Raw genomic sequence first — 16,546 nt, 5'->3', positions numbered from 1 at the left:
CTCGCGAGGCACCCTTGCGAGCTTCCGTGACATGACAGGTTTCTCAAACATGGCCAACGTGAGCGCGAAGGCGCCTACCCTGCTCGCCGATCTCGGCGGCACCAATGTGCGCTTCGGCATCGCGCATCCGGATGAAGATCAACCGCTTATCCAGGAAAGCGTACGCAAGTACCACGTCAAGGACTACGCCTCGCTGGGCGATGCCGCCAAGCAGTACTTCAAGGACGCCGGCCACGAGGCGCAGCGCGCCATCATAGCCGCCGCCGGCCGCATCGATAACGGCGAGACCGTCAAGGTCACCAACAACCCCTGGGCCATCTCGGCCAAGAGCCTCGCCAAGGAGCTCGACCTCGAGTGGGTCCATCTGGTGAACGATTTCGCCGCCCAGTCCATGGCGGTGATGCTGATGACCGACGAGAAGAACGCCGATGGCCATCAGGACCTTGTCCCGGTCGGCAAGCTGGCTGTGCCGAAGATCGGCGCCAAGGACGAGCAGACCTTTGTCGTCGTCGGCCCGGGTACCGGCCTTGGTGTGGGTGGCTTGCTCATCCGCGGTGACAAGGTCAGCGTGCTGCAGACCGAAGGCGGCCATGCCGGCTTCGCCGCGCACAGTGCCGAGGACATCGAGATTCTCAAGGTCCTCAACCTGCGCTACGGCCGTGTTTCCAATGAACGCCTGATCTGCGGCCAGGGCCTCGTGAATCTTTACGAAGCCATCTGCGAGATTTCCGGACAGAAGCCGCAGGAAGGCATCACGCCCGAAGAAATCACCAAGCGCGCGACCGACGAAACCTGCCCGATGTGTGGCCGCGCCGTCGAGACCTTCGCCGGCATCTTCGGCAGCGTCGCTGGCGACCTCGTACTCACGCTCGGTGCCTGGGACGGCGTCTACCTCACGGGCGGCATGACGCCGATCCTGCTGCCGTGGATCCAGAAGGGCAACTTCCGCGAGCGCTTCGAAGCCAAGGGTCGCTTCCGCGATTCGATGGAACAGGTGCCCACCCAGGCGATCATGAACCCGGAGCCGGGCCTGATCGGTGGTGCGGCGCTGGCGATCGTCGAAGCCGGCGGCACGCCGCTTCGTCGCTGAGTGGCGTTGTCATGTCGCGCGCAGATGCAAACCTGGCGCGCGACATGACAAGCATCAACCGGCGATTAAGCCGCCGCGCGCGACGCGGGCACGTGCAATGTCGTCGACGGCAGCAAGGATGAGACTACCGTCACCTGGGTCCTCCATGAAACTCGCTTTCAGGTACGCGACTTGATCGGCTGCCGTCGTTAGTCGCTCGACGGGATCCCACCGCGTGAATACTTCATCCGTGTGCCGCAAGCTGTTCATTGGCCTGACTCCGATGAGTAGCCGCTCTTGCCTGAAGCTGCGTCCAGCTCTCCCGGGTGAAAAGACACACTAGACAGACACTTAGGATTGTTGGACGGAAACGAGAACCACAGTCCACCCCAATCTCCGTAGGCGGTCCAGGAAATCCTTCCGCCTGGCGTACCCGGGTGCGAAGAGGCCGTTCCCACAACATCCGGATAGTGCGCCCGCACTTCATTCAGACCGATACACACCCCCGACAGGTCCAGGCTGGCAAGCGCGACGGCTCCTTTTTCGGATGAACGAAGCCGAATCTCGGAGTGATCGACAGTCACGCCGGCAGAGAACCACGCTTCATCGCCGACGAGTGAAACAGTCGCCCCATAGGTCTCGCGCCGAGCTGGACTAGACGACAGTGGCCAAACTCCTTCCAGTGCGTTCACCCCCTGGGAAGCGCGGCGAGCGAGCAGGTCGATCTTCCACCAGAAAGTGGCGTCACCCGATGCTGGAACCGAAGCGAGCGCTGATTTCCCGTAATTTTGCGTCCACCAGTCGCCGTAGTAGTCGAGGTAGTTCTGGTGCGTCACCGAATTGATGTTCTTCTCGCAGAAGAGATAGCCGAGGGTCTCGAAGTCGACCGGAAGCGTTTGCGCTAGCTCGTCGTATTTCGCCTGCATGAGCGCGGGCTCCGCCGTCACGATTCCCATCTCTCTGTCGATGCACATCTTGACTGCTTTGCGCAGGACGATGTTCTCGCTCAACGCGGCCCCCTCGTCACGACATCGGCTGCGAACGTACGCATCTCGGGACGAAAGGTCGACCCTTGCGGAATAGCGCGCGTGCCCCGTCTCGTGGGCGAACTGCGATGCCATATTCAAGTCCGATGCACCCTTGATTATGAAGATTTCGCGCTTCTCGCGATCGGTATACGCCGCCGTGCCGTAGAGAAATCTCCAGTCGTCGTCCAGGAGACCTTCGATATCTCCTCTATACCGCCGGCTGCTGTGGACAATGTCGTCAACACCCTCTCCAAGCAAGGTTTCCAGTTTCGGAAGCGGGTGTGGGAGATCGGCGGTGCAAAGCGACTGAGCGCCTGCGAGTGTAGGCCAAACCGAGGTCAACGCAAGGAAAGGCAGGCTATCTTTCAAGCAAGTTCTCGCCATCTGTGATTCTCCGTATCGATACATGTCGACAGCGCGAAGTACCCTACGCGCTATCCCTACGTCGTACGGCGAACCAAGCCTCTTTCGCCGTCGACGAAGCAAGGATTCCGGATGGCAAGACGTCAGACTTGAGAATCTGGACCAGTTTTAAATAATGTGACGCGTGCACGCGTACAGCGCGCCCTCAGGCGCTTAAACCCGAGCGACGTAAACAGTGAAAGGCTGCCGTCGCAACGGCATCAAGCCTTCTTACACCGAAGGTGCGAGCAACGCGTCCAGATCGCTCTCGTCGAAGCTCAGCCGCTCGCGACTGCCACCACCTTCCAGCACCGCATCGGCAAGCTCGGCTTTGCGGGCCTTCAGCTCTTCGATACGCTCTTCGACGGTGCCAACCGTGATCAGGCGATAGACGAACACTGGCTTGTCCTGCCCGATGCGATGTGCGCGATCGCTCGCCTGCGCTTCGGCAGCCGGATTCCACCACGGGTCGTAGTGGATCACGGTGTCGGCACTGGTCAGGTTGAGACCCACGCCACCCGCTTTCAACGACAGCAGGAAGAGCGGCACTTCGCCATCCTGGAATCGCTGCACGGGTTCAGCGCGATCGCGCGTCTCGCCGGTGAGCGTGACGTAGCTGAGTCGGCGACGATCGAGCTCGACCGCGATGAGCTTCAGCATTTCGGTGAACTGGCTGAACAACAGTACGCGACGCCCCTCGGCGAGCAACGCCGGGAGCATGTCCATCAGCAGTTCGAACTTCGCCGATTCACGCACCCCACGGGCGGCTTCGAGTTTCACCAGTCGTGGATCGCAACAGACCTGACGCAGCTTCAGAAGCGCGTCGAGCACGATGATGCCGCTGTGGGCGATGCCACGCTGGGCGATCACCTCGCGCAATTCTTCCGCGAGCGACAGGCGCAGGCTTTCGTACAGATCGCGCTGTTTCGGCTCCATGACGACGCGACGGGTTATCTCCGTCTTTGCCGGCAGCTCCGAGGCGACCTGCGCTTTCGTACGACGCAGGATGAACGGCGCGATGCGACGATTGAGCCGTTCCTGGCACTCGACGTCCTGATGCTTTTCGATCGGTCCGCGGTAGTGGCGGCGGAACGCGCCCTCGTCGCCCAGCAAGCCGGGGACGGCAAGATCGACCTGCGACCAAAGTTCACCGAGGTGATTCTCAAGCGGCGTACCGGTGAGGCACAGGCAACGCGGCACCTTCAGCGTAAGCAGCGCACGACGCGCCTGCGTACGGGGATTCTTAACCTGCTGTGCTTCATCGAGAACTACCAGGGAAAACGGCTGCTTCTTCAGCGTTTCCACGTCACGCGGCAGCAATGCGTACGTCGTGAGGATCACGTCGTACTCGCCCATATGAGCGAAGGTCTCCGCACGCTGGGGACCGTGCAGCGCAAGCAGGCGCAGGCTCGGCGCAAAGCGCGCGACTTCGGACACCCAGTTCGGCACCAGGCTGGTCGGGACGACGACGAGGGCGGGCGCGGTGAGCGACCCAGCCTCCTTCAGTGCGAGCAGATGCGTGATCAACTGCAGCGTCTTGCCCAGACCCATGTCGTCCGCGAGGACGCCACCCGTGCCGGCTTCGGCGAGCGCATTCATCCAGCGCAGGCCGTCGCGCTGGTAGCCGCGCAGTTCGGCGTTGAGACCGGCAGGCACGGCATCACTGGCGCGCTCGGCGGCTTCCCGCAGACGCTTGGTGAATCCACGCAGGCGCTCCGGAGCTTCGAACGAACCGCCGCTGGGCAAGGCCTGGACGAGTTCTTCGAGACGACCGGCCTGCACGCGCGGCAGGTGCAGTTGCTGACGTGGTTTTTCGAGGTATTCCGCGAGAGGCGCGAGCAAGCCACGCAATTCTTTCAGGCGCACCGGTACACGGCGGCGCTCGTCGACCGGCGCATACCAGACCGAATCTTCGGCCTCGCCCGGTGCGGGACTCAGGCTGAGCTGATGCTCGGCGAGCGCCTGCGCGACGGCAGGCAACAGGTTGACCCGTTTGCCTTCGACATCGATACCGATTTCCAGATCGAAGGCGCGATCGGCTTCATCTTCGTTCGCCTTGCCGTACCAACGCACGGGACCTTCGAGCACTTCGAAGGGGAAGCTGGGCGCGTATTCGAGCAGGAAGCCGTCGGCCTCGAGCTTCGGTCGCAGCGCCAGCCAGCGTGCAGGCGTATTCACTTCGAGAGCGCCGGCATAGCCCTTGCCGGGGAACAGCCAGGCGTCGTCGGGCAAGGTGTCGGCCATGTCCCAGGGCAGGCCCTCGGTGTCGACAGCGGGATTGAGGCCGGCCGTTTCGAGCGTCTCCATGGTCGACAGTTCTTCGGCGCGACGACGGCATATCTCGAGGAGTACGCCATTGCGCACACGACGCACGAGGGGCTCGCCACCGCGACCTGGCAGGCGCTCGCCGGCGTAGTCGAAGGCAAGCCTGCCGTAGGCCAGCGGCGGCGTACCCGCCGCCAGACGCGCGTGACGGGTTAGCGCATGCAGGACGAGGACCGGGCGCGGCGAGACCTCGGCACGGCGCATTTCGCCGAACACCTGGGGCGCGGGCACGCGCGGCCCCATGGGCGTCGAGGCGAGCTCGGCGCGGAACACCGCCGTGTTCTCCGGCGCCAGGGGCGGCAAGTCGAGCCATGCACTTTCCGCGGCGTCGGCTTCGAGTGGGCCGACTTCCGCATGCTCGGCATCGAGATACCAGAGCGCCCCGATGCGGAACAGTCGCTGGCTTGGCGGTACGGCCGGCACCAGCTTCTGGCCGCCGTCTTTTTCGAGATTCCAGCGCCAGGTCAGGGGGTGCAGCTTGCCGCGCGAGAGGTGGAGGCCGGCCACGCCACCGAAGAAGCACGGGGCGGCGTCGAGGATGTCGGCAAGAAGATGGTCGCCCAGGGAGCCGGCGAACCGCGCGTAGCTGCGACTCTTGCGCAGGGTCTGCGGCAGGCCGAGAAGCGTCGCTGCGAGGCGGCGTTCGGTGTCGGTAAGCGGCGCTTCGGGAAGGTGACGGCTGTCCAGCGGGATGGGCCGCGAGTAGCGGCCATCGGCGCCAAGCGTAAGCAGCACGGGAGCCACGTCGAGACGAGCCGCCGGCTCGTGGTCATCGTTGATGGCCTCGAGGAAAAAACCGAGCACGCTGCGTTCGCCGGCCACGGCCGGCTCGGCCTGGCCCAGCACGCGCTGCCACGCCAGCGGCAGCGGGGCTGCCACGTCGTTTCGTTTGCGCTTGTCGTCCGGTTGATGCATCCGTATCGATCCCGCCCGCACGATCAAAACAGGAAGCTTAGCAAAGGCAGCAGAACGTGCCCGTAAGACTTTTTTCCTGAGGACCGCCCCGGTTCAGCGAAGCGGGGGACAGCGGACCACGCACCGCGGCGTCAGCCGCGGCGATGACCGAACAGGTCGACCGGGTATTCGGGCTTCTGCTCGCGTCCCATCAAGGCGCGCAGGCCCTGGACGGGGGTGACCTCGCCGTGCAGCACGGACCGTACCGCCGCCGCGATGGGTAGATCGAGGCCGTGGAAACCCGCCAGGCGGGCCACTTCATCCGCGGTGACCACGCTCTCGACGACCTGTCCGATCTCGCGAATGGCCTCGTCGAGCGAAACGCCGCGCCCCAGGGCGAGGCCCAGACGGCGGTTGCGCGAGAGGTCGCCCGTGCACGTGAGCACGAGATCGCCCAGGCCAGCCAGGCCCATCAGGGTCTCGGCGCGGGCGCCCAGCGCCACACCCAGACGCAGCATCTCGTTCATGCCCCGGGTGATCAGGCCGGCACGGGCGTTGAGCCCGAGCTCCATGCCGTCGGCCACGCCGGTCGCCACGGCCAGCACGTTCTTCATCGCGCCGCCGAGCTCCGCACCCAGGATGTCGTTACCCGTATACGCGCGGAAATCCGGCGCGTGCAGCAACACGGCCAGTTCCTTGCCGAAGGCGTCGTCCGTGGCATGCACGGTGACGGCACTGGGCAGGCCGGCGGCCACTTCGCGCGCGAACGAGGGTCCGGTGATGACCGCTGCCGGTCGCCCGGGCAGCTTTTCATTCACCAGTTCATGCAGGAACCGACCGGTACCGGTCTCGAAGCCCTTGGTGGCCCACGAGATTTTCGTGCCCGGATCGAGCATCGGGACGATGTCGTCGAGCATCGAGGCGAAGGCGTGACTCGGCACAACGATAAGGACGATCTCCGCGCCACGCACGATCGTGGCCAGGTCGGCCTCGTAGGTGAGCTCGGTCGGCAGATCCAGATCGGGCAGGTAGCGCAGGTTGCGACGCGACGCGGCCATGGCCGCGAGCGCATCGGCATCGCGCCCCCACAACCTCGTGGGGACATCGTTGCGCGCCAGCAGCGCGGCCAGCGCGGTGCCCCAGGAACCGGCGCCGAGGACGGCGACGGTGGGTCGGGAGACGGAGGTCATCACTCAGCTGTTGAGCGTATGGGCCCCGGCGCCCTCGACCTGCTGACGCTGCTGTTCGGCGTAGAGGGCGTCGAAATTGATCGGCTGGAGCAGGAACGGCGGGAAACCACCTTCCTGGATCATGGCGGAGACCATCTGGCGGGCATACGGGAACAGCAGGTTCGGGCAGTACGAACCCAGGATGCCGTCACGGTCTTCGCTGGTGAAGCCACCGATGCCGAAGATGCCGGCCTGATGCACTTCGGCGAGATACGCCGTGCGCTCGCCCAGGTTGCAGGTCAGCGTCAGGCTGAGGACCACTTCGAACTGCTCGTTGCCGAGATCGACGGCCTTGTGGCCCAGGTTGAGCTGGACCTGCGGCTGGGCCTCGGTCTCGCCCATTTCCTGGAAGACCTGGGGCGCGTTCGGGGCTTCGAAGGAAGCGTCCTTGACGTAGATCTTCTGCAGGACGAGCTGCGGCTGGCCGGCCTGGCCGTTGGGGGTGATGTCTGCCATTGCGTGTTCCTCGGAAAGGCGTCTTGTAGGCGGCTTCGTGCGGAGGCACGAAAGCGGGGATTGTTTCACACAACCCCCGGCGCCGCACAGTCCGGCTTGCGTGAACACGTGAGATTCTGAGAGAATGCCCGGCTTCCCTATGCCGACCCGATTCGTCGGGCAGGTCCGTCACGCGATGCGGGCCTCAGCGGCGGGAATGCTCCACCCCCTCCAGCCATCGCGTGGCGCCCCGTATCCATGGGTCGCGGCTGGGCCGATGCCGTCCTGGCCAAAGGGCGGTCAAATTATCTAAAGGAGGTCGTCATGGCCCGTAGATGCCAAGTCACCAATAAGGGTGTGCAGACCGGTAACAACGTCTCGCACGCAAACAACCGCACCCGTCGCCGCTGGCTGCCGAACCTGCACGAGCGCCGCTTCTGGGTCGCCAGCGAGAACCGCTGGATCAAGCTGCGCATCTCGAACCACGCGCTGCGCACGATCGACAAGAACGGCATCGACGCCGTGCTCGCCGACCTCCGTTCCCGTGGCGAAAAGATCTAAGGAGATCGAACATGGCTGGTAAGCGTGATAAGCATCGCCTGATTTCCACCGCGGGAACCGGGCACTTCTATACGACGGACAAGAACAAGAAGAACACGCCGGAAAAGATGGTGTTCATGAAGTACGACCCCGTCATCCGGAAGCACGTCGAGTACAAGGAAGGCAAGATCAAATAAAAAGAAGCCGCCGAAAGGCGGCTTTTTTTATTTGATCACGCGCGGCGCCAGCGCCGCGCGCGTAGGAGCGGACTTGTCCGCGAACACTCAGCGCTTCCTATCGCGAATGAGGCTATGCACCGCAACAAGCCGGCTGTCACGGCAACGAAGCGGCTGTATCGCGAGCACCCATCGCCGATGAATCGGCTCCTACCAAGTGCGTCAGTGCGAGGCCGAAGGCGAGCCCCGCCGCGAGGCCGAAGGCGAGCCCACCCGCGAGGCCGAAGGCGAGCCAGCAACAAGCACCGCCCAACAAAAAGGCCCGCCATTGGCGGGCCTTTCCTTTACCGGGAGCGATGCGTTTACGCACCGACCGCCGAATACCCCTTCAACCGCTCGGCGAACTGCTGCAGCGAGCGAATCCCACTCTGCTCCGCTTCGACGATCCACTGCTGGAGGGACTTCAGCGCCTTGTCCGCGCCCCGCTCCTCCATCAGCGCCACCAGACGCGCGCGGAACTCGCACACCGTGGTCAACGCCGGGCGATTGGCCAGGGCAGCATGCATGCGCTCACGGGCATCGTTGTCGAGCCAGCGGCCGCCATCGGCGAGGGCACGGCGCACGCGGCGCGGCACAGCCTTCACGCTGTCGCCGGCCTGACTGACTTCTTCGCGCATGGTCGGCAGGATGACGTTGCGGTAGTAATCAGTCGTCGCCTGGAAACGCAACGCCAGCACGCCCTTGAGCGTTTCGGCATCCGGCAGGTGAACGTTCGGACGGATGTTCAGCGTCGGCGCGACGCGCAGCACCTTGGCCAGGCCGACGGTACGCAGGGTGCAGATGGCCGCCCAGCCGATATCGAACTCCCACTTGCGCAAGGCGAACTTCGCCGAGCTCGGGAAGGCATGGTGGTTGTTGTGCAGTTCTTCACCGCCGATCCAGAAGCCCCAAGGCGAGATGTTCGTGGCGGTGTCGGAGCTTTCGAAGTTGCGGTAGCCCCACCAGTGACCGATACCGTTCACGAAGCCGGCGGCCCAGAACGGGATCCAGACCATCTGGATGGCCCATAGCGCGATGCCGACGACACCGAACAAGGCGACATTGATGATCGCCATCAGCGTCGGACCCCAGTAGGGGTGCTTGCCGAACAAGGTGCGCTCGAACCAGTCGTCCGGGGTGCCGCGGCCGTACTTCTCCATGTCGGCCTTGTTGTAGCTGGCCTCACGGTAAAGGGCGACACCGTCGAAGAAGACCTTCTTGATGCCGAACACCTGCGGGCTATGCGGATCTTCCTCGGTCTCCACCTTCGCGTGGTGCTTGCGGTGGATCGCGACCCACTCACGCACGACCATGCCGGTGGTCAGCCAGCCCCAGAAACGGAAGAAACCGTTGAGGGCCCAGTGGAAATCCACGCCGCGGTGGGTCGCGCTCCGGTGGTAATACAGGGTCACCGTGAAAATGGTGAGCTGCGTGACCACGAGCATGTAGACCACCATTTCCCCCCAGCTTGCGCGGGAGAGACCGTTGGCCAGGAAATCGAGCAGGGTGTCGAGCATTTAGTCGGTACCGCGCAGGGAGTGAAGGGAAAGTACAAGTGTATATTGGTAGTCTAACCACCCGTTTCCATACCCACCAGCACGTTCTTCGCTGAAATGTGAAGCCGACGGTTGTGGGAACCGAAGCCCTTTGCGCACAATCGCCGCATGAGCTTTCTCCCCGTCGTTCAGACACACCCCGCCCCGTCCGCACGTTGGCCGCACGATCCTGCGAATAGCCGGCTGTTGGGCGACGTAGCCGTATGACCGACGCTCCGCTGCTGAACGTCACCGGGCTATCCCGGCGCCGGGCCGGGCGTGCGGCGGTCGCCGACGTCTCGTTTTCCCTGAACCGCGGTGAAGTCCTCGGCCTGCTCGGGGTCAATGGCGCCGGCAAATCGACCACCTTGTCCATGTTGGCGGGCGCCTTGCGGCCGGAATCGGGGAGCATCACCCTGGATGGTCAGGACTTTGTCGCGGATCCGGGCATCGCCCGGTCCCTGGTGGGCTGGCTGCCCGAGGCAGCGCCCCTCTGGCCGGAACTGTCCGTCGACGAGCACCTCCTCGCCTTCTGCAGGCTTCGCGGCGCGTCGCGGGCGGCCGCGCGCAAGGCCGCCGATACGATCATCGCCCGCCTCCAGCTGGGCGACCTGCGCCGCCGGCTCGCCGGCGTGCTGTCCCAAGGCCAGCGTCAGCGCCTCGGTGTGGCCTGCGCACTGGTTCATGAGCCGGCCCTGGTGATCCTCGACGAGCCGGCCAATGCGCTGGATCCGGTCCAGATCGGTGAATTGCGCAAGCTGATCCGCGAACGGGCGGCGGCTGGTGTCGCGGTGATCCTTTCCACCCATGTGCTCGGCGAAGTCGTGGCCGTGTGCGACCGGGTGGCGATCCTGCACGAGGGCCGGCTCCGCCACGATGCGCCCCTCCGGGACGACGCTGGCGGCAAGACCCTGGAAGCCACCTTCTTCGGCATCGCGACGGGAGCCGGCGCATGAGCCTGGGCGCTGTCACCCGTCTCGAACTGCGTCGGCTCGCCGTGCGCCCGCTTGCCTGGGCGATCGCCGCCCTGACCATCGCCTGGCTCGCCTGGAGCTTCGTCCTCGGCCTGGGCCAGTTCCTCGGTGCGCAGGTGAAACTTGCCGGCATGGCGGATGCGCCCGGATTCACCGACCTCGTCGCCATTCCCCTGCTCGCCGAACTGGCCAAGCTCGCTTTTCTGGTCGTCCCCTTGATGACCATGTCGCTGCTCGCCGGCGAACGGCGGACCGGCACCCTGGCGCTCCTGGCATCGACAGGGCTTGCCCCCTGGCGCATCGTCGTCGGCAAATACCTCGCTGTCCTCCTCTGGCTCGGCTTGTGGTTGCTGGCGACTTTGGCCATGCCGCTCCTGGTCGGTGCCGAGTCCACGGCCGACTGGGGCAAGCTCGCCGCCGCTACCCTCGGCACCGCCCTGCTGCTCGCCACACTGGCGGCCATCGGCGTGGCCTGTTCCGCCGCCACATCGTTCCCGGCGATCTCAGCCGCGATGGCGCTGATCGTCACTCTCGTGCTCTGGACGGTCGATCGCGGCGCGCAGGCCGCCGGCGTGAGCGGTGGCTTCCTCGAGTGGCTGACCATGGCCACCCACCTACAGAATCTGCTGCGCGGCCTGGTCGTCTCCAGCGACCTGATCTGGTTCGCGCTCGCCATCGCGCTGTCGCTGACACTTGCCACCCGCCGCCTTGGCGGCGACAGGGAGCGTCAGTAATGCGTCGCCTCGATCGCTGGCTCATCCTGCTGGCCCTGGTCGTTGCGACCGGATGCATCGGCTTCCTCAGTTCCCGTCACGTCTGGACCTCCGACTGGACGCGCGGCGCGCGTGCGAGCCTTGCGCCGGAGAGCGTCGCCGTCCTGAAGACGTTGAAGGGCCCCGTCGAGGTCGTCGGTTACCTCTCGCCGACCGGTCCGTTGCGCGAAGAAGTCGCCGCCGTCATGGAGCGATACACGCGCGAAAAGAGGGACCTCACCCTGTCCTTTGTCGATCCCGACCTGGATCCCGCCGCGTCGCGCCAGCTCGGTATCGCCGGTAACGGCGCCCTGCTCGTGCGCTATGCCGGTCGCGAGCAACGCGTCGAGAGCCCGATCAACGAACGCAACCTATCGAACGCCCTCGAGCGCCTCGCCCGTGGCGGCGAGCGCATCGTCGCCTTCGTCACCGGTGACGGCGAGCGACAGGCCGACGGTCACGCCAACGCCGATCTGGGCACCTTCATGGGCCAGGTCGAACGCCGTGGCATCCGCGCGGTGCCACTGAATTTCAGCCAGACACGAGGCGTACCCGAGAACACCGACCTGGTCGTGCTGGCGAGCCCCACGGCGTCGTTGCCGGCAGGCAGCATCGCCGCCCTGGTCGACTATGTCCGGTCTGGCGGCAACCTGCTTTGGCTGGCCGAGCCGGGCAATGCGGATCTCGGCACCGGCGCGCTCGCCGACGTGCTGGGCGTACGCATCCTTCCCGGCGTACTGGTCGACGGACAGGGCAGCACACTCAACGTCAACGATCCCCGGATCGTGGTGGTGGGCGACTATCCGTTCCACGCCATCACGCGGGGCTTCCGCGATACCAGCCTCTTCCCGCAGGTCGCCGCGCTCGCCCAGGTGTCCGATCACGACTGGGCCGTCGTCCCGTTCCTGCGTTCGGGCGAACGCAGCTGGACGGCCTTCGACGGCATCGATAACGACAAGCCCTCGACAATCGCCTTCCACCCGGAAAGCGGCGAGCTGAAGGGGCCGCTGGATTTCGGCTTCGCACTCAACCGACTCTCGCCGAGCCCGGCCAAGAGCGAGCAGCGGGCGGTGGTGATCGGCGATGGTGATTTCATCTCCAATACCTATGTCGGCAATGGCGGCAACCGCGCCCTCGGCGAGCGCATCGTCGACTGGCTGCTCGGCGACGACGTGCTGGTTGACCTGCCTACGCGCGGCGCACCGGACCGCGTCATCTCGCTCTCGCAGGACGAACTCAACGCGATCAGCTTCGGCTTCCTGATCGCCCTGCCCTTGCTCCTCATCGGCCTCGGCGCGGGCATCGCATGGCGGCGGCGGAGACGCTGACGTGATGCCGCGGATCGGCATCGTCGCCGTTGTCGTGCTGCTGCTTGCCGCCGTCGGCTGGCAATGGCATGCCGACGAGGCCGACGCGCGCGAACACACCCTCACCGCCCTCGATCCGGCGTCGGTGACGCGCATGGCCGTATCTCTGAAAGGCCTGCCCGACCAACGATTCGAGCGCAGGGACGGTCGCTGGGCGAACCTCGATACCGCCACGACGGATGAAGGCCGCGCGGAAGAACTGGCTTCCCTGGCGGCGACCCCCGTCGCCGAGTGGAAAGCCGCCGCCGACTTCGACCCCGCCAAGATCGGACTCGCACCGCCGATCGCCACATTGACGATCGACGGGACCCGCATCGAATTCGGCGAGATGACCGCCCTCGGCAAGCAACGCTATGCCCGCGTGGGCCAGCGCATCGCCTTCGTCCCGGCGCAGGCCCTTCCCAGGGCACCGCGGACGCAGGCCCTGCCAACGACCATGAAGCCGGTCCCATAGGCGCATCCCGCGCTTGCCCGAGGCCCTCACGCGCCCCATCTTCCAGGCATGCCCGAACTTCCCGAAGTCGAAACCACCCGCCGCGGAATCGCCCCCTACCTGGAGGGACACCGGGTCACTGGCGTCGTGCTGCGACGCCCCGATCTACGCTGGCCAATCCCACCGGAAATTTCCACCCTGCTCCCCGGGCAGGTGATCGACGAGGTGGATCGCCGCGCGAAGTACCTGCTGCTGCGTACGCAGGCGGGCACGGCCCTGCTCCATCTGGGCATGTCGGGCATGCTGCGCGTGCTTCCGGCCGAGACGCCGATCGGCAAGCACGATCACGTCGACATCGCCATGGACACCGGCCGCGTGCTGCGCTTCACCGATCCGCGCCGTTTCGGTGCCCTGCTCTGGCAGATGCCAGGAGAGACGCACGAACTGCTCGACGGGATCGGACCGGAACCGCTCACCGACGACTTCCACGGCGATCTGATGTGGACGCTCTCGCGCGGCCGGACCGCGTCGGTGAAAACCTTCCTCATGGATAACGCGGTCGTTGTCGGCGTAGGTAACATCTATGCAAGCGAAGCGCTGTTCGCCGCGGGCATCGATCCCCGCCGCGCCGCGGGCAAGGTATCGCGAGCGCGCTACACAAAGCTCGCCGACGAAGTGAAACGCATCCTCGCGTATGCGATCACACGCGGTGGCACGACGCTGCGCGATTTCCTCGCACCGGATGGTGCACCCGGCTATTTCTTCCAGGAGCTGTTCGCTTACGGACGTGCAGGCCAGCCGTGCAAGGTATGCGCGACCCCGATCAAGGTGATCACGCTCGGCCAGCGTGCATCGTTCTACTGCCCGGTATGCCAGCGCTGAATCGACCCACGCCTACTCGGGCCATGCGCTGACAGCGGACCCGATACGAGGCTGACTATCGTCTGCGGCTCCCACAGCGCGGACAGCCTCACCCATGCCTCCATCCCGATACGCCGCACTCTGCCTGCTTCTCGCCATGGCGGCTCCGGTGCCTGCTCGCACACCCGACCATTGGGAGCGACCGTTCGACCAGTACAGCTGGGTAACGACGCACAACGCATTCACCAGCAACGGGTTGCTTCCCAACCAGAGCCAGACCATCGACGTCCAGCTCGCCGAAGGGGTTCGCGGGTTGATGCTGGACCTGCACTTTTCGCAGGGACGCGTGCGGCTTTGCCACAAGGTCTGCACCGGCGACGATTCGGCCACGTTCGCCGATCTGCTCAATGACACCATCCTGCCGTTCCTGGACAAAGAGGCCGACGCCATCGTCAGCCTTCATCTCGAGGACACAACGACCGTCGAGCAGTTGTCGGCCGAGCTCGCCCAGGCCCCGGGCCTCGCCGGCAGGACCTTCGATCCACGGACGTGGAACACGGCGTCGTGGCCCACGTACCGACAGTTGCGGGACAGCGGCCAGCGCCTGCTGATCTTCAGCCTCAACGAAGACAACACCGGCGACTTCCCCATGGGCAGCGGCGTTGCCCACATCCTGCCGAGCATCGACTACACCGTCGAGAACTACTGGAGCCTCGGCACGACCTTCCTGCAACACGACTACGAGTGCACCAGCCGCTGGACCGAGGAAGGTCGACGGCTCGACCGGTCCACGATTGAAGGGAAGCCCGGCTGGCGCCCCTTGTTCACGATGAATCACTTCCACGGCGTGCCCTTTCCTTCGCACGCCAGCGCCGATAACCGCTTTGAAAGCCTGTCCAGCCGATATCTGCATCACTGCCGCCCGGCGGCCCGACGCAAGCCCAACTTTGTCGCAGTCGACTTCCACGAAGTCGGCGATGTCGCAAAGTTCGCGGAATGGCTTACCTTGAGCGCACCTGACGAGCTGTGATCCGGCCCAACCGTCAGTCGGGCCAGCGCATCGCAGCGTGCGAGTTGTTGAACATCGGATCGGTCTCGTCACCGGACAGCTCAACCGTCAGGCCTTCGGACACGCCGTCCACCTCGACCGTCTGTTCCGGCTCGAAGTGGGCACCGAGCGCGCCGAGGTCGACGAAGCGCTCCGACAATGCACCGGCGCGATCGATGTCGCGGTCGGGAACGTTGGTCAGGCTGATATCGGGACGACCGAACTTGCGCATGCCCCGGGTGCGGATCCACGAGCGCCCCTTGGTTTCCTCGGGACTGCACAGGATCAGCACGTGGTGACGCGTCGGAGCACCGCCCTGCACCAGATAGTGATCGCGCCAGCCCTGCGCATCGAACAGGGAAAGGATCTGCGGATCGATGACGGCCTTGCCACCGATGTCGGTCAGCGCAGCGACGACGCCCAGCGTGTCGCGCAGGTAGTCGAGGTTGTCGCGGTCCGGGAAACGACCGCGGATCGCGATCACATGCGGCGCGGCCTTGGCGGCGGCGAACGCCTCGGGGCTGTCTTCCTTCAGCAACTCGCCCAGCGCGCCGGAAAGCGGATAACCCTCCCACCGTGCCAGAACAGCGTTCTGAAAGCGCTGCAATTCAACACCTTCGGGAAGGCCCGGGCTACCGTATCGCGCGGCGGGAATCACGAGGTCTTCGGGAAACGCGCCAAACACGAAGAAGAGCAGCACCGCTTCCTCGTCGCTGGGCTGCCAATGCGGACGCGGCCATGCGGCGGCGGTATTCGTCGTCTCGGTCACGTGCTTTTTCCTTCGTCTGGTTCGCTTTCGCCCAGCGGCAGCACGGATTGCTGCAGCTCGATGCGGCCGTCACCGGCAGTAATGCTTTTGAACTCGGCGCGACTCACGGAGACATAGCGGTCGTTGCCGCCGATCTCAACCTGCGGGCCCTGGGTCACGGCCCGGCCGTGTTCATCCACGCGCACCACCATGGTCGCCTTCTTGCCGGAGTGGCAGATGGTCTTGATCTCGTCGAGGTTGTCCGCCCAGGCCAGGAGGTACTTGCTGCCTTCGAACAACTCGCCCCGGAAGTCGGTGCGCAGGCCGTAGGCCAGCACCGGGATGCCCAGCTTGTCGACCACGTCGGAAAGCTGCCAGACCTGCCCCTTGCTGAGGAACTGCGCTTCGTCGACCAGCACGCAGTGAAGCGGTCCACGCCGGGCGATATCCCGCTCCGCGATGGTCAGCAGATTTTCGTCGCCGGCAAAGCGTACGGCCCGGGCCTGGAGGCCGATGCGGGAGGCGACGATGCCTTCCCCGTAGCGGTTGTCCAGCGCCGGCGTGAGGATCAGCGTGCGCATGCCGCGCTCATGGTAGTTGTGCGCGCTCTGCAGCAGCGTCGTGGTCTTTCCGGCGTTCATCGCCGAGTAGTAGAAGTAGAGCTTGGCCATGCGGTCGTTCCGGTGCGTGA

General features: G+C 65.1%; 16 protein-coding genes. 9 read left to right on the top strand and 7 right to left on the bottom strand.

The window, feature by feature from the left end; all coding sequences use genetic code 11:
• Positions 1–49 precede the first annotated feature (49 nt).
• Positions 50–1,090, top strand: coding sequence for a glucokinase (gene glk / locus AC1DYM_RS03990; RefSeq protein ID WP_477336146.1), 1,041 nt, complete (start codon positions 50–52; stop codon positions 1,088–1,090).
• A gap of 245 nt (positions 1,091–1,335) precedes the next feature.
• Here the strand turns inward: glk and AC1DYM_RS03985 are convergent, their stop codons facing one another.
• From AC1DYM_RS03985 to secB, 4 genes are all read right to left on the bottom strand, one after another.
• Positions 1,336–2,466, bottom strand: coding sequence for a hypothetical protein (locus AC1DYM_RS03985; RefSeq protein ID WP_477336144.1), 1,131 nt, complete (start codon positions 2,464–2,466; stop codon positions 1,336–1,338).
• 264 nt (positions 2,467–2,730) lie between these two features.
• Entirely contained in the window at positions 2,731–5,739 is a 3,009-nt protein-coding gene (locus tag AC1DYM_RS03980; RefSeq protein WP_477336143.1) for a DEAD/DEAH box helicase, read from the bottom strand.
• 131 nt (positions 5,740–5,870) lie between these two features.
• Positions 5,871–6,908 (bottom strand): NAD(P)H-dependent glycerol-3-phosphate dehydrogenase, encoded by a 1,038-nt coding sequence (locus tag AC1DYM_RS03975; protein ID WP_477336141.1) that lies wholly within the window; start codon positions 6,906–6,908, stop codon positions 5,871–5,873.
• Positions 6,909–6,911: 3 nt separating this feature from the next.
• Positions 6,912–7,403 carry a protein-export chaperone SecB gene (gene secB, locus AC1DYM_RS03970; RefSeq protein ID WP_046966536.1) on the bottom strand — a complete coding sequence of 164 codons (492 nt, stop codon included), beginning with the start codon at positions 7,401–7,403 and terminating at the stop codon, positions 6,912–6,914.
• Positions 7,404–7,706: 303 nt separating this feature from the next.
• On the opposite strand from secB, the gene rpmB reads away from it, so the two are divergent.
• Together rpmB and rpmG are read left to right on the top strand one after the other, a co-directional pair.
• Positions 7,707–7,943, top strand: coding sequence for a 50S ribosomal protein L28 (rpmB, locus tag AC1DYM_RS03965; RefSeq protein ID WP_046966535.1), 237 nt, complete (start codon positions 7,707–7,709; stop codon positions 7,941–7,943).
• Positions 7,944–7,954: 11 nt separating this feature from the next.
• The gene (gene rpmG / locus AC1DYM_RS03960; RefSeq protein ID WP_046966534.1) at positions 7,955–8,119 is read left to right on the top strand and encodes a 50S ribosomal protein L33; all 165 of its coding nucleotides are present in this window, start codon (positions 7,955–7,957) and stop codon (positions 8,117–8,119) included.
• Between the two features lie 341 nt (positions 8,120–8,460).
• Here the strand turns inward: rpmG and AC1DYM_RS03955 are convergent, their stop codons facing one another.
• Entirely contained in the window at positions 8,461–9,654 is a 1,194-nt protein-coding gene (locus AC1DYM_RS03955; protein ID WP_477336139.1) for a DesA family fatty acid desaturase, read from the bottom strand.
• A 242-nt stretch (positions 9,655–9,896) separates the two neighbouring features.
• On the opposite strand from AC1DYM_RS03955, the gene AC1DYM_RS03950 reads away from it, so the two are divergent.
• The 6 genes from AC1DYM_RS03950 (at position 9,897) to AC1DYM_RS03925 (ending at position 15,089) form a co-directional block, all read left to right on the top strand.
• Complete coding sequence (locus AC1DYM_RS03950; protein ID WP_477336137.1) at positions 9,897–10,628, top strand: ABC transporter ATP-binding protein; 732 nt, start codon at positions 9,897–9,899, stop codon at positions 10,626–10,628.
• Positions 10,625–11,380, top strand: a complete 756-nt coding sequence (locus AC1DYM_RS03945) for an ABC transporter permease (protein WP_477336135.1) — start codon at positions 10,625–10,627, stop codon at positions 11,378–11,380. Before AC1DYM_RS03950 ends, AC1DYM_RS03945 begins: the two co-directional genes overlap by 4 nt.
• Entirely contained in the window at positions 11,380–12,726 is a 1,347-nt protein-coding gene (locus tag AC1DYM_RS03940; protein ID WP_477336133.1) for a GldG family protein, read from the top strand. Before AC1DYM_RS03945 ends, AC1DYM_RS03940 begins: the two co-directional genes overlap by 1 nt.
• Before the next feature lies 1 nt (position 12,727).
• The gene (locus AC1DYM_RS03935; protein WP_477336131.1) at positions 12,728–13,219 is read left to right on the top strand and encodes a hypothetical protein; all 492 of its coding nucleotides are present in this window, start codon (positions 12,728–12,730) and stop codon (positions 13,217–13,219) included.
• 48 nt (positions 13,220–13,267) lie between these two features.
• Entirely contained in the window at positions 13,268–14,080 is an 813-nt protein-coding gene (gene mutM, locus AC1DYM_RS03930) for a bifunctional DNA-formamidopyrimidine glycosylase/DNA-(apurinic or apyrimidinic site) lyase (RefSeq protein WP_477336129.1), read from the top strand.
• A gap of 94 nt (positions 14,081–14,174) precedes the next feature.
• On the top strand, positions 14,175–15,089 hold the full coding sequence (locus tag AC1DYM_RS03925) for a phosphoinositide-specific phospholipase C-related protein (protein WP_477336127.1): 915 nt from the start codon (positions 14,175–14,177) through the stop codon (positions 15,087–15,089).
• A gap of 13 nt (positions 15,090–15,102) precedes the next feature.
• On the opposite strand, the gene AC1DYM_RS03920 is transcribed toward AC1DYM_RS03925, so the two are convergent.
• On the bottom strand, positions 15,103–15,876 hold the full coding sequence (locus AC1DYM_RS03920) for a hypothetical protein (protein ID WP_477336125.1): 774 nt from the start codon (positions 15,874–15,876) through the stop codon (positions 15,103–15,105).
• Positions 15,873–16,526 carry a thymidine kinase gene (locus tag AC1DYM_RS03915; protein ID WP_046966526.1) on the bottom strand — a complete coding sequence of 218 codons (654 nt, stop codon included), beginning with the start codon at positions 16,524–16,526 and terminating at the stop codon, positions 15,873–15,875. Before AC1DYM_RS03915 ends, AC1DYM_RS03920 begins: the two co-directional genes overlap by 4 nt.
• Between the last annotated feature and the right edge of the window lie 20 nt (positions 16,527–16,546).

The organism is Luteibacter sp. P1_D3 (genome assembly GCF_056406135.1).
Note: the sequence above shows the minus strand (reverse complement) of the source record. Positions and strands in the feature narration are given on the sequence as shown.